Origin of the sequence: Roseibium aggregatum IAM 12614, from assembly GCF_000168975.1 — a bacterium.
Taxonomy (GTDB): domain Bacteria; phylum Pseudomonadota; class Alphaproteobacteria; order Rhizobiales; family Stappiaceae; genus Roseibium; species Roseibium aggregatum.
Genome location: NZ_AAUW01000009.1, coordinates 43,525 through 56,576, shown reverse-complemented (window position 1 = coordinate 56,576; position 13,052 = coordinate 43,525). Strand labels below are relative to the sequence as shown.

The 13,052-nt window shown below is 58.5% G+C and carries 12 protein-coding genes; 1 reads left to right on the top strand and 11 read right to left on the bottom strand.

Features of this window, described 5'->3' with window-relative positions; translation table 11 throughout:
* Positions 1–12: 12 nt before the first annotated feature.
* Positions 13–708, bottom strand: a complete 696-nt coding sequence (locus tag SIAM614_RS13445) for a ribonuclease activity regulator RraA (protein WP_006935290.1) — start codon at positions 706–708, stop codon at positions 13–15.
* Between the two features lie 183 nt (positions 709–891).
* Between SIAM614_RS13445 and SIAM614_RS13440 the strand changes: the two genes are divergently transcribed.
* Positions 892–1,098, top strand: coding sequence for a hypothetical protein (locus tag SIAM614_RS13440; RefSeq protein ID WP_006935289.1), 207 nt, complete (start codon positions 892–894; stop codon positions 1,096–1,098).
* A 36-nt stretch (positions 1,099–1,134) separates the two neighbouring features.
* Here SIAM614_RS13440 and SIAM614_RS13435 read toward each other — a convergent pair whose 3' ends face one another.
* The 10 genes from SIAM614_RS13435 to SIAM614_RS13390 form a co-directional block, all read right to left on the bottom strand.
* A complete protein-coding gene (locus tag SIAM614_RS13435; protein ID WP_006935288.1) occupies positions 1,135–1,473 on the bottom strand; it encodes a slr1659 superfamily regulator in 339 nt (112 codons plus the stop codon).
* Positions 1,474–1,504: 31 nt separating this feature from the next.
* A complete protein-coding gene (locus SIAM614_RS13430) occupies positions 1,505–2,050 on the bottom strand; it encodes a slr1658 superfamily regulator (RefSeq protein ID WP_006935287.1) in 546 nt (181 codons plus the stop codon).
* A 3-nt stretch (positions 2,051–2,053) separates the two neighbouring features.
* Positions 2,054–4,438: a SpoIIE family protein phosphatase gene (locus SIAM614_RS13425; RefSeq protein ID WP_006935286.1), complete on the bottom strand. Its 2,385-nt coding sequence runs from the start codon at positions 4,436–4,438 to the stop codon at positions 2,054–2,056.
* A complete protein-coding gene (locus SIAM614_RS13420; protein ID WP_006935285.1) occupies positions 4,435–5,613 on the bottom strand; it encodes a class I SAM-dependent methyltransferase in 1,179 nt (392 codons plus the stop codon). Before SIAM614_RS13420 ends, SIAM614_RS13425 begins: the two co-directional genes overlap by 4 nt.
* Positions 5,610–6,131, bottom strand: a complete 522-nt coding sequence (locus tag SIAM614_RS13415) for a hypothetical protein (RefSeq protein WP_006935283.1) — start codon at positions 6,129–6,131, stop codon at positions 5,610–5,612. The genes SIAM614_RS13420 and SIAM614_RS13415 overlap by 4 nt, the downstream gene beginning before the upstream one ends.
* Before the next feature lie 630 nt (positions 6,132–6,761).
* Positions 6,762–7,991: a M24 family metallopeptidase gene (locus SIAM614_RS13410; RefSeq protein ID WP_006935282.1), complete on the bottom strand. Its 1,230-nt coding sequence runs from the start codon at positions 7,989–7,991 to the stop codon at positions 6,762–6,764.
* A gap of 201 nt (positions 7,992–8,192) precedes the next feature.
* A complete protein-coding gene (locus SIAM614_RS13405; protein ID WP_040440187.1) occupies positions 8,193–9,047 on the bottom strand; it encodes an ABC transporter permease in 855 nt (284 codons plus the stop codon).
* Between the two features lie 8 nt (positions 9,048–9,055).
* Positions 9,056–10,321 (bottom strand): ABC transporter permease, encoded by a 1,266-nt coding sequence (locus tag SIAM614_RS13400; protein ID WP_006935280.1) that lies wholly within the window; start codon positions 10,319–10,321, stop codon positions 9,056–9,058.
* A 106-nt stretch (positions 10,322–10,427) separates the two neighbouring features.
* Positions 10,428–11,528, bottom strand: a complete 1,101-nt coding sequence (locus tag SIAM614_RS13395; protein ID WP_006935279.1) for an extracellular solute-binding protein — start codon at positions 11,526–11,528, stop codon at positions 10,428–10,430.
* A gap of 81 nt (positions 11,529–11,609) precedes the next feature.
* A complete protein-coding gene (locus tag SIAM614_RS13390; protein ID WP_006935276.1) occupies positions 11,610–12,704 on the bottom strand; it encodes an ABC transporter ATP-binding protein in 1,095 nt (364 codons plus the stop codon).
* Positions 12,705–13,052: the final 348 nt, after the last annotated feature.

Below are 13,052 nucleotides of genomic sequence, written 5' to 3'. Positions count from 1 at the left end.
CCCCGGCACCCCTCAGCGTTCGGCTTCGTAGCGTGCCCTGGTTTCCTCGTTCATCGGGTAGAGCCCCGGGAGGCGCGCACCGGCATCCACCTGCTCGACGATCCAGGCTTCCATGCGTTCCTGTTCCGGTGCTTCTTTCAGAACCTCTTCGAGTTTGGCGGCGGGGATCACAACCGCGCCATCACCATCGGCAACGATGATGTCACCCGGAATGATCGCAACGCCGCCGCAGCCGATGGTTTCCTGCCAGCCGACGAAGGTAAGACCGGCCACCGATGGCGGGGCCGACACGCCGCTGCACCAGACCGGCAGGTCGGACGCCAGGACGCCGCTGAGATCGCGCACCGTGCCGTCGGTCACCATGCCGGCGACATTTCTCTTGCGCATTCGGGCGCACAGGATATCGCCGAAGACACCGGCATCCCGGATGCCCATTGCGTCGATGACCGCAACACATCCTTCCGGCATCTCCTCAATGGCGGCGCGCGTTGAAATGGGAGAGCCCCATGAGGCAGGCGTTGCCAGGTCTTCGCGCGCCGGCACGAACCGGAGGGTGAATGCCGGTCCGACGATCCGGGGTTTGGCGCGGTCGAGCGGCATCGCCCCGCGGATCCAGACGTTGCGCAGGCCCTTTTTCAGGAGGATCGTGGTGAGCGTCGCGGTGCTGACGGATTTCAGGATTTCGACGGCTTCAGCGGACAGGGTCATGGAGGTCTCCGGAAGATGGCGCTGACAGGGAACAGGAGGACAGCAACGTTTCAAAGGCCATGCCGCTGGTCCCGTCCGGGGGCGTTGTCCCGGCGCAGGCTCAAGCGGTGGAGGCGGCATATTCGACCGGATCGCATTGCCCGCCAAGAGATTTTTAAGCTGTACAGATCTGAAGACGGGTCGGTGGGCAACACACTGGAAGCGCGCCTCAACCGTGGCGGACAGGGCGGTGACGTGTGGGTGCCAGGACCTCTGGAAATCAAGACGACTGGGAGGTTCAGGGCAACAGGCGCGGCAGAAGCCGCGAGCGCTCCCCAGATGGAGCGCGGCGGAGGCGCCAACGTCAGGAACACACCATCCGGCGCTCTTGAAACCGAGGCCGGACGTTAGCGTGAATTTCCGTGCTGCTTGCCGCAGGCTGCGGGATCAGGAAATCGTCAGTTCAAGCGCCGGGTGCAGACGCTGCAGGTTGCGGAGCGATTTCGACTGCCAGGGAATGGACTTTGAACCAAGAACGCGAACGCCAACTTCCGGCTGCTTTCTGATTTCGATCGTGAATTTCGCAAGCAGGTTGATGCCGGAGCTGTTCAGGAACTCCAGGCTGGTCAGATCCATCGTGATGAGTTCCGGCTTGGATGCCAGAACGGAGTTCATGATCTCCAGAATAGGGGCATAGGCATCCGTTCCTGAAAGCCGCATCGTTCCTTCGTAGTGGATGTCGGAGCCTTCAGTCCAAACGCGGTAATCGTTCGTGCTGATTTCCATTTTGGTATCTTCCTTTGGAATATGTCAGCGATCAGGAAAGTCGCAAAGAAGCATATGTCGTCAACTCAACGCCTTCACTTACACGCTCAGACGTGAAAGACCAGCCCAATTTGGCTTCGTAGTCGCTCATAAGTGTGAGCAAACCCAGGCCGGAGCCGGTGGAATCCGGGTTGAGGGCGTTCTCTTCGATACGTTCCAGGAGCAGCTCTCCCGGCTCGCGTTCAAGCAGGGCTTTCAGGTGAACCTGAAACTTGGTGGCCGTTTCCTGGTCGATCCGGTTCACGATACGGATTTCAAACGTCTGGTCTTCCAGCGAACTGTGAATCACAACGTCCCCGCCGTGACGGAACTTGATCGCGTTTTCCAGAATCTCGTTGATCATGTAACTGATGCTGTGGCGCGCATCGACCGGGTCGATGCCCTTGCCGCAGGCCCTGCTGAAATATTCCCCGATAAAATCCGACGTAAGGCCGCAATGATGCCAGCTCAGCTCCAGCGGTTCTGCGTTCAACGTGAGACAAAACTGCCTCGCGTCACCGCCATTCACAGCAGTCGTTTCTCCAAAATCCTCGACCATGCCTTACCTATGCTTCAACACAACAAGAGTGATGTCATCAAATACCTTGTAGTCGCCGATATGCGACTTCACATCGTGAATGACCGCCGCCGCAATACCCTTTGCGGTTTTCTCGCGGTTTTCATGGGCGCTCTGGGCAAGCCGGTCGAGGCCATACATCTCGCCCTTGGCGTTTTCCGCCTCCGTAATCCCGTCCGTGTGCAGGATGAGAATGTCCTCAGGTCCAAACGCGAGATCAAGTGTCGCCACGAAGGGTGAAATATCGGCCTCGAGCCCGACCGGGAAACCGAGATCCATCGTGTCGATGCGCTCGGTTTCGCCATTGGCACGGATAATCAGCACTTCCTCGTGCTGGCCGGACAGGGTGACCTGGCCGTCTTCATAGTCGACGAAGGCGAGCGTCAGGTGCTTGTCGGATCTGGTACGGGTGATGTTCTTGTAGACGGCGCGGTTCAGCACATCCAGGAAGGCAATCGGGTCCTTGTCGCCTTTTTCCTGAAGCGCCCGGGCAACCGACTGAACCATCAGCATCAAGACGCCGCTTTCCAGCCCGTGGCCGGTCACGTCGCCGATACCGACCTTGATGCGGCTGCCGTCGAACAGAACGTCGTAGTAATCGCCGCCGACCTCGTCTGCCGGTTCCATGAAGGCGGCAATTTCGATCTGCGGGATGACTTCCAGTTCGCTCAGGCGTGGCAGGACCATTTCCTGAATGCGCTTGGCGACATCCAGCTCCGCCCCAAGGCGCAGGTTTTCCGATTTCAGCCGCTTGTTCAGTTCGCCGATCTCGCGGTTCGCGGTTTCCAGCTTCCTGGTACGCTCCTCAACGAGATTTTCAAGGTTCTCGGTGTGATAACTGATCTCGTCAGCCATGCGGTTGAAAGCCAGGCCCACCGCCGCGACCTCGTCGCGGGTCGGGATGGCAACACGAACCGAATAGTCCTTGTTCTGAAGGGCGCGCGCTGCTTCCGCCAGTTGCGACAGGCCTTTGGTGATGCGGCCGGAAATGGCATAGACCGCTAGAAACACCACGAGAATGCTGACGCAGAAAGCGATGAGCTGATAGTTCAAAATACGGGCTGTCGCTTCGGAGATATTGTTGGTGGCATCGATCAGCGACTGGTAGATCTCGCGTTCGGAGACGACGAAGCCGAGCGTCATCGTTTCCGAGGTGATGCCGGCACCATCCCAAAGGTTCGTCGGATTGAGCTGCTTGAGAACCAGAAGATAGGGAACTTCTTCGCCGTCGTTCTCAAGAAAGATATGCTTGATAACGGTCTCGTCCTTGGCGCTCAGCGCAAGAGACGCGATGGCCGGCTGGCTACTTTCCTTGAGGTTCCGGTTCACGCCGGTGACCCCCTGCCCGCTGACGTCGCTGGAGACCAGGCCCAGGGTCTGCTCGCCGGCCTTCGGCGTTGCCACGACGTTGCCGTCGGACATCGTCAGGAAACCAAACCCGTTTTCCGAAATCTCAAGGCTCTCGACAAGCGAGGTGAGCTGCTCGAGCGTAATGTCGACCGCGACCATGCCCGCAACGTCCTGGCGGTCCTGCGTCCACAGGGGATGGAAGAAGCTGACGATCAGCTTGCCCGTGATCGCATCGATGTAGGGAGCGGTGGTGACGATGTTGGATTCAACCGGCTTGGAGGACGGATCCTTGATCCAAGCCTGCCAGCCTTCGTAAACGCCGGGAAAGAAGAAGTCCCAGAAGTTCGCACCCTCGTTATGGCCGGGGTACAAGAGGTCGAATGTCTGCGCCTGTTCCGAATAGGGCGTCGCGCGCATGATCGACGCGTCCTTGGGACCGACGTAATAGATCTGCAGCTTGGGAGCGCCCGTCGACATCATCGACGGACCGACAAGGCTGAGGAAGGAGCTGTGCTTCAGCTCTTCGGCTGCCTTGGGCACCGGGTTCCTGTTTTCATCGAGCAAATAGCCCCAGACGCTGACGGCGGAGGGAACCCCTTCCGTGTTCTGCGACCAGCCGCCCTTTTCGTCATAGACCAGTTCGGAGGAAAACTCGGGACTGCCTTCGATCGTGTTTCCGACAGCTTCCTGGACCTCCGGGTGGTCGATCAGCGTCTGCATCGATGAAGCGAGCGTCGCGAGTTCGGAATGGACGCGCTCGATCATGAGGTCGGCGCGGAAGGCCGTCGTGTCGATGTAGGTCTGCAGATAGTCTTCGGTCGCTGTGGTCAGGCCTTCACCGACCTGCTCCGTCGCATCCCTGGACAGTTTCTGCACGTTCCAGATGCCGATCCCGCCGGCAAGCGCCAGATCGAACAGAACCGCGACGCCGACCACAAGCATGAACTTGGCCCGAAAGCTTCGCAGCGAAAAGCGGCCGATCTGCTTTTCGGTCTGAGGGCTGGTTACCGGTGCATTCATAGCGGCTTACGTCCCGAAGCAACCCAGATCGGCCAGCCTGCGTAGCCTTTGGGGTGGAGCGCTGCGAAAATATGATCGTCGAACCCTTTGGCGAACCGTTCGATGAACTCGGGGCTGTCGCCGCGTTCCTGCGCCATTTTGCCGGCAAAGAGATTTTTCCACGAGGCGATGACGTCCGCGAAATCCTGCGGATCGCCATCCGTGTTGGTGACCATGAAGGATCCGATGGTGACGTTTTGAAAGCCACCGTCGATCAGGAGGCGCCGGCTCTTCGGGCCGATTTCGATATCCATATCGAAATGGTGCCAGAGTTTGGCGACCTCGTTATAGGTCCACTGAATGCTTTCCGATCTCGGTTCGCCGAGGCAGTGCGAGTTCTTTTCGTTGGTGACGTAGACGCGACCACCCGGCTTGCAGATACGGTAGAGTTCTTTCAGGATCAGCTCCGGCTGGTCGAACACCTGAAGGGAATGGCGGCAGGTCACGAAGTCGAACTGATTGTCTTCCAGCAGCATGTCCGCGGCATCGCCGAAGACATAATCGATGCCCCGGATGCCGAAGTCGGCGGCGACACGGCGCGCGTAGTCGAGACTGGATCTGGAATGGTCCAGCGCGACCAGCCTGTCCGGCTCGAATTCCTTTTGCAAAAGCACGGCGAAATCGCCGATGCCGCAGCAAATGTCGGCGACCTGCATACCCGGCTTCAAGCCGTGCTTGCGCAGAAGTTCCTTTTCATGCCGCCAGGTGAGCTTGGTCTGGGTCCGCAGGACATGAATGAATTCGCTGTCCTCGACGAACGACTGTCCCGGATAGAATTCGTTGTCGTATTCGCTGACAGTGATCTTGTCGGACATCGTCTCGAGCACGGCGAACTTGCGCGTTGCCCAGCCGACCACGCTCGACGTCGTCACGTGAACGCTGAGGTCGCTTCGGCTGCGCACAAGGTCCAGTATTTTGCCGGCAAAGGCATGGAAGGCGACGTTGTTCATGCGCACAAGGCGTCTGACATTGACGTAGAACTTGCCACTCACCTTGGCGACGGACTGCTCCATGGCGGAAAAGCAGCCATTCAGCTCGTCGGCCCGCTGCGGGCGCAAGCTGCCATGCAGGGAGAACTCCTGATCGTTCTCGTTAAAGGTCCACTGAAAGGCCTGTGTCATATTATCAGCGATCATTCTGCATCGTCCTCAAGCACGAGCTCTGCGACCAGGCTCATACGGCCGTCTTCATTCCGTCCGATGGCAAGCCGGGCGCCGTAATCGACGCCGAGTTCCAAAAGTCCAAGGCTCGCATCCGGCTCGGCGTCGGCAAACAGCGCCTCCAGATACAGCGTTTCGGCGTTATCGCCGTTTACTTTGGCAATCGCCGCCTCATAGACCTTGTAAGTCTCCTCATCGGCCGGAAAAGTCAGTTCGATGCGGTCGACATTGCCGTCGCGCTGAACCGCGCATTGCAATTTGCCGCTCGATCCATGCGTGCGGTAGACCGCTTCCAGCAGTTCGTTCAGAGCCGACGAATAGAGATTGGAGAACAGGAGCGAATCCAGCCGGTTATGGCTCACCATCCGGGCGATGTACCCTGACATGAGATCGCAATGGGTCCAGTCGGTACAAAAATCCTTGATGTCCAAATCCAGGTGAATCATCTGCGGCAGACCGGAATTCAATGATATGCCTTCAGAAGGTGCCTGCATTTTTATTCCCCCGCTGGCGTGGTCAATGGCACCGCAAAGGGGTGCACTTCTGTTTTATACGAGAAAGCTGGAAATTTTGGCCGATTGAACTCGTGTCATCGATATTTCATGTCTTTAACAATACGGTGTCGCTTATTGCCAAGAATATATCAACCGCGATTGTTCCAATGGTTTGTACTTCATCAACATAGCGTCCCAACTCTAAACTTTGGGTTTCCACCGCGTGTCCGTAACGGCATCCTGATCTGATCATGAAAAACGCCAGTAATTGCCGCGGTGCGCCATAGCCGCAGGCTTTTCCGATGACCTCGCAAGGCCACAGAGACCTTGAGAAAATGCCCTCGAATCAAGACGGTTTGCAACGGCTTTTGAAAGCCTGCCAACACCGTTTCAGACACGCTCGCCTCAACACAGCATGCCGCCGCCCGGCACCCCACAAACGCCTGAAAACCGCGCTTCGTCAGGGGGGCGGTCCCGCTGATGCGGTCTGCCGGTTCGGCGGCTTGAGGAGCATCCGCCGACCCTCGCGGTGATTCGCGGTGTAGTCACGACCGCATCGCAGATGCCGAGCGACGGCAAGAGGCGTGCACCCTGCCGCCGGTTCTTTTTCTGCAGCAGATCTTTGCCGTCTTATCGTTCCGGCAGGATGTTGTGCTCCGGTCCGAACGGGAAACCGGTGATGTTTTCAGCACCGTCTTCCGTGACGATCAGGATGTCATGCTCCCGGTAACCGCCTGCTCCGGCTTCGCCTTCGGGGATCATGATCATCGGTTCCATGGAGACGACCATGCCGGGCTGAAGCACCGTCTCGACATCCTCGCGCAGTTCCACCGACGCTTCCCGGCCGTAGTAGTGACTGAGCACGCCGAAGGAATGTCCGTAGCCGAAGCTGCGGTACTTCAGGAGATCGTGGCTGCGATAGATGTCGTTCAGCTCGCTTGCAATATCGCAGCAGCGTGCGCCCGGCTTGATCAGCTTCAGCCCCTCGCGGTGAACATGACAGTTGATCTCCCACAGGTGCAGATGCTCGTCGGAGGCATATTCGCAGAACAGGGTCCGCTCCAGTGCGGTGTAATAGCCGAAGATCATCGGGAAGCAGTTGAGGCTGAGGATGTCGCCCGCTTCGACCCTCTTGTTGGTGACCGGGTTGTGGGCTCCGTCCGTATTGATGCCCGACTGGAACCAGGTCCAGGTATCCATCAATTCAACGAACGGGAAGGACTTCGCGATTTCCCGGATCATGGCGTTGGTAGAGGCCATGGCGATTTCGTGCTCGGGTACACCGGCCCCGACCGCCTCCGCCAGCGCCGCCCCGCCGACATCACAGATACGCGCGCCTTCCCGGATCAGTACATGCTCCTCGTCGCTCTTGATCGTGCGCTGCGCCATGGCGTCGGCAGCAATATCGACCAGTTCCACACCCGGCAGCGCGGCTTCAAGAAGCTTCAGCATGTCGAGGGAGACGTGGTCGAACTCGATGCCTACGCGCTTGACCGCAGGATTGGGCATCCCGAGCAGCGACTGGATGGCGTGGAAGTAATTGTCCCGGCGCCAGTCGGTATAAATCGCCGTATCGCCATGGGTCCGGCGCCAGGGCTGACCACCGTCGATACCGGCCGCAATCGTGGTTGCCTTGTCCTGGGTGACCAGGAAGCCGTACTTGCGGCCGAAGTAACAATAGAGAAAGCCCGAGTAGTAGCAGATGTTGTGATAGGAGGTGAACAGCGCGGCATCGATCTGCCGGGCCTCCATCAGCTTGCGGAGCTTTGCCTGGCGGCTGTCCATTTCGGCGGCTGAAAAGGGCGAAAACGCCTTCTCTCCATTGTTCATTTCGTAGATGCGGATCATGTCGTTGCTCATTGAAGGCTCCTTCCGTTTGTTCCAGCTTTCGGTTTCCGGGGCCTGAAACGCAAAACGGGCCGGCTTCCGCGAAGAAGCCGGCCCGCCAGGCCCAAATTCACAATGTCTTGCTACCGGGAGATCCTGTCTCCACCCGGTGACTGGCGTTCCGCCACCGGCTCAACATGAAAGCAGCGGGGCGCTCTTCACGCCCGTCCGGGATCAGCCCGGCGACAGACCTCTCAGGCGTTCGGACCTGCGGCGCAGCAGCTCCAGCACGGTCAGCAGACAGATCGAAATGGCCACCATGAGGGATGCCACCGCCAGAATGGTTGGCGAGATCTGTTCGCGCAAGCCAGTGAACATCTGCCACGGCAGGGTCTTCTGACCGGCAGAGCCGAGGAAAAGCACCACCACCACTTCGTCGAAGGAGGTGATGAAGGCAAACAGCGCTCCGGAAACGACGCCTGGAATGATCAGCGGCATCTGCACCTTGAAGAAGGTGGTGACCGGGTTGGCGCCAAGGCTGGCCGACGCCCGCACAAGGCTTCGGTCGAAGCCGACCAGCGTCGCCGTCACCGTGATGATGACGAAAGGCGTGCCGAGTGCGGCATGGGCCAGAACCACGCCCCAGTAGGTGCCCTGGAGGCCGATGCGCGAATAGAAGAAATACATGCCCGCCGCCGAGATGATCAGCGGAACGATCATCGGCGAAATCAGCACCGCCATGATCGCAGACTTGTAAGGCACATGGGACTGCGACAGGCCGATGGCAGCCAGCGTGCCGAAACCGGTTGCCAGGATGGTCGCCACCGGTGCGATCAGCACCGAGTTGGTCAGCGCCTGCTGCCAGTCCGGATTGGTGAAGAAATCCTGGTAGTGCTTGAAGGAATAGCCTGCCGGATCAAGGGCCAGCATCTCCTTGGTGAAGGTGAAGAAGTTCTCCGCGTTGAAGCTGAGCGGCAGGATCACCAGGATCGGGAAGATCAGGAAGAAGAAGATCAGCCCGCAGATCACCCGGAACATATAGTACCAGGTGATCTGGAGAGGAGACGCGTAGGGAGGAAGTGCACTCATGCCGTCACCTATCCGAGTTTCACGTTATCGATGCCGACGATCTTGTCGTAGACAACAAACAGCACCAGAACCGCAACGAGCAGCAGCGTGCCGAGAGCCGCACCCAGACCCCAGTTGAGCGACGACGAGATGTGGTAGGCAATCCGGTTGGAAATGAAGATGCCCGATGTTCCGCCCACAAGTTCCGGTGTGATGTAGTAGCCGATCGACAGAATGAAGACGAGCACGGCACCTGCACCGATGCCAGGGATGGTCTGCGGGAAATACACCCGCCAGAACGCGGTCCAGTCATTGGCGCCAAGGCTCTTGGCGGCGCGGACATAGGACGGCGAAATGGTTTTCATGACCGAGTAGAGCGGCAGGATCATGAACGGCAGCAGGATGTGCGTCATGGCGATGATCGTGCCGGTCTGGTTGTTGATCATCACCAGACGTCCGGCGTCGCTGATGATCCCTGTCCAGACCAGGAAATCGTTGATCACCCCCTGTTGCTGCAACAGCACCTTCCACGCGGATGTGCGTACCAGAAGCGATGTCCAGAAGGGCAGCAGCACCAGGATCATCAGCAGGTTGGACGAGCGCAGCGGCAGGGCCGACAGCAGATACGCGATCGGATAACCGAGAAGCAGGCAGGACACGGTAATCGCGACGGACAGGAACAGCGTGCGGCCGAACAGATACATGTAGATCCGTTCGTCTTCCGGCTTCAGTTCGATGCCATTCGCAGTTTGCTGCGCATCGAAGGCATTCAGGAAGTAACCGGGCGTATAGCGCGGCGAGAACCGTTTGAGCACCTGCCAGGTCTCGACAGTTCCCCAGTCCTTGTCGAGATCGATGAATTGTTCCTTGAAGGGGCCGGCTTCGTCCATGCGCTTGATGCCGCGACCCGTCTTGCGGAACAGGCTGGAGATACCGGATGCCTCGTAATTGAGGCGGGAGCCGAGGCGGGTGTGGGTCTTTTCCTCCACCGCGACGGCCATGTCGTCGTAAAGCGCAACGAAGACAGCTTCATCGGGCACGGTGCCGGAGGTCGGATCCCACTCCTGAAGGGCAACAACGGTCTTGGGAAGTGTCTCTTCCACGATCCCGTTTTCGACCGAGCGGAACAGCATGTCCACGATCGGGGCTACGAAGGTGAGCAGGACAAAAATCAGCAGGGGCGCAATCAGCGCCAGGGCGCGCAGCTTCTCGCGGCGCAGCGCCTTGGCAAGGGCCACCTTTAGCGGCTTGCCGTCTTGCGTCGTCAGAACCTCGCCCGCGTGGGTATCGCTCATGAAACAGTCTTCCGCAAATCCGTTGGGAGATCCGGGTGGAGCAAGCCCCACCCGGACCGGTTTTTCTTCTGTCCGCGTTCATCCGAACGCGGACAGCATCCGTTGATTACTGTGCCAGCCACGCCTGGAACTTGGCGTCGATGTCGTCCCGGTAATCCGCCCACCACTCGTAGTTATAGAGGAAGGTGTTCTTGGCGTTGTTCGGGTCGGTCGGCATGTGCGGAGCCATTTCGATGCCGAGGTCAGCGTGCTTGCCAACCAGCGGAGCCGAAGACTTACGCGCCGGGCCGTAGGAGATGTATTTCGCCTGATCCGCCAGACGCTGGGTGTCGGTGGCGTATTTGACGAAGTCCTTCACCATGGCGAGGCGGTCTTCCGGCAGACCGGCCGGGATGATCCAGCCGTCAAGGTCGAACACCTGAGCGTCCCACAGCATCTTCACCGGCTGATCCTGCTCTTCGATGAGAGAGAACAGACGGCCGTTGTAGGTGGAGCCGATCACGACTTCCTTGTCAGCCAGAAGCTGCGGGGTTTCCGCACCGGCAGACCACCACACGACGTTGTCCTTGATGGAGTCGAGCTTCTTGAAAGCACGATCCTGACCTTCTTCGGTCTCAAGAACGTTGTAGACTTCTTCCTTCGGCACGCCGTCGCACAGAAGGGCCCATTCCATGTTGTTGATCGGGCGCTTTTCCAGCGAGCGCTTGCCCGGGAATGTTTCCAGATCGAACACATCACAGATGTCGTCCGGCTCCTTGCCGTTCCATTCTGCCACGTCGGAACGGTAGCCGAAGGTGGTGGAGTAGACGATCTGCGGAATGAAGCACTCGGAGACCAGAAGGTCGCCGAAGTCTTCCGAAGCCTTGGTGCCGTCCGGAGCGTCTGCAAGGTCGGTGTCCGGATCGATTTCCAGAGCCAGACCTTCGTCGCACAGACGGATGGCGTCGGAGGCGACCACGTCAACCAGATCCCACGTGATGTTGCCGGCTTCGTTCATGGCGCGCAGCTTGGCGACAGCCTCGTTCGAAGACTCGTCCCAGATCACGTTGATGTCCGGGTTTTCTGCAACATAGGGATCTGCGTAGGCGGCTTTCTGGGAGGCCTGATAGGCACCGCCCCAGGAAACGATGGTCATGTCCTTCGCCATGGCTGTGCTGCCGGCAAATGCCAGAGCGGTGCCTGCGAGAATTACAGTTTTGAGCTTCATGTGAGTTAGCTCCCTCTTTTAGGATTTAACGGATTTTTCCGTTTTAGTCGCTGGCGGCCGTGGACCGGCCGCCGGGCGATTTCAGACAACCGCATCAAGCGCCTTGCAGTCGTTCAGCGCCCAGCCCACCCGGACTGTCTCGCCGACGGCAAGCTTGCGCTTTTCTCCGCGGTTTCGAACCTTGACGATGAACTCGTCGTTGCCGCCCACGTTCATGCGAACGCGGATATGGTCACCGAGATAGATGAGCTCCTCGATCCGGCCATTGACCAGATTGTCCATTGTGTCGACGGTATCGAATTCCACCCGCTCGGGCCGCAGGGACAGGGTCGTCCTGTCGCCGACGGCGGCCACGTTGACCTTGTCGGCCTTGAGCTTCGTGCCGTCATCGATTTCAACAAGGCACTCCGAACCGTTGATCTCGACGACCTTGCCGTTCAGCTTGTTGTTTTCCCCGATGAACTGGGCAACGAAGGAATTCTGCGGATCCTCGTAGAGATCGTCTGGCGTCGACAGCTGCTGGATGACACCGTCGTTGAACACCGCCACCCGGTCCGACATGGTCAGCGCTTCGGTCTGATCGTGGGTCACATAGACCACTGTCACACCCAGGTTCTCGTGGATGTGCTTGATCTCGTATTGCATCTGCTCGCGAAGCTGCTTGTCGAGAGCGCCAAGCGGCTCATCCATCAGCACCAGCTCCGGATCGAACACCAGAGCGCGCGCCACGGCAACGCGCTGCTGCTGACCACCGGACAACTGGGCCGGGCGGCGGTTGCCGAACGCGCCGAGTTCGACCATCTCAAGCGCCCGCTTGACCTTGTCCTGCTGTTCGGCCTTGCCGACACCACGGACCTGAAGCGGAAAGGCGAGGTTCTCGGCCACCGTCATGTGCGGAAACAGGGCGTAGTTCTGAAAGACCATGCCAATGCCGCGCTTGTGCGGAGGCACGTTGTTGATCGGGCGGTCGTTCAGATAGATTTCGCCGTGCGTTGCCGGTTCGAAACCGGCCAGCATCATGAGGCAGGTGGTTTTGCCGGAACCGGACGGACCGAGCATGGTCAGAAATTCGCCCGGCGGGATATCGAGATTGAGGTTCTTTACGACCAGGGTTTCCCCGTCATAGCTCTTTTGAACGCTGTCATACTTAACAGCAGCGCCCCGTGTGTTCGCCATTGTGTCCCCAAGTCAGCTTCTATCATTATTATTAGACGCACGCCCAATAACCCTCAGGTAACCTCCGTCCCCAAAGAGCTATCGATATGTGCGAACGCGCATAGAAAAACAAAATTACTGCCATTTGGGAAGGGCTTATGAAAAAAAATTGGATATTTTTTAGTCAGGCACCGACTTAATATTTTGCAGCGCGGTATGGAGCCGGTACTTTTACTCAAGAAGAACCGCCCGAAGAAAGGAATTTCTTCCTCCGGGTTTGGCAATCTTTACTACACAGCAATGTTCTTTGTTGTGCCTCTAGAAGAGTTTCGCCCAAGCTAACTTGCACCATTTGCCGTAGAACGTCAT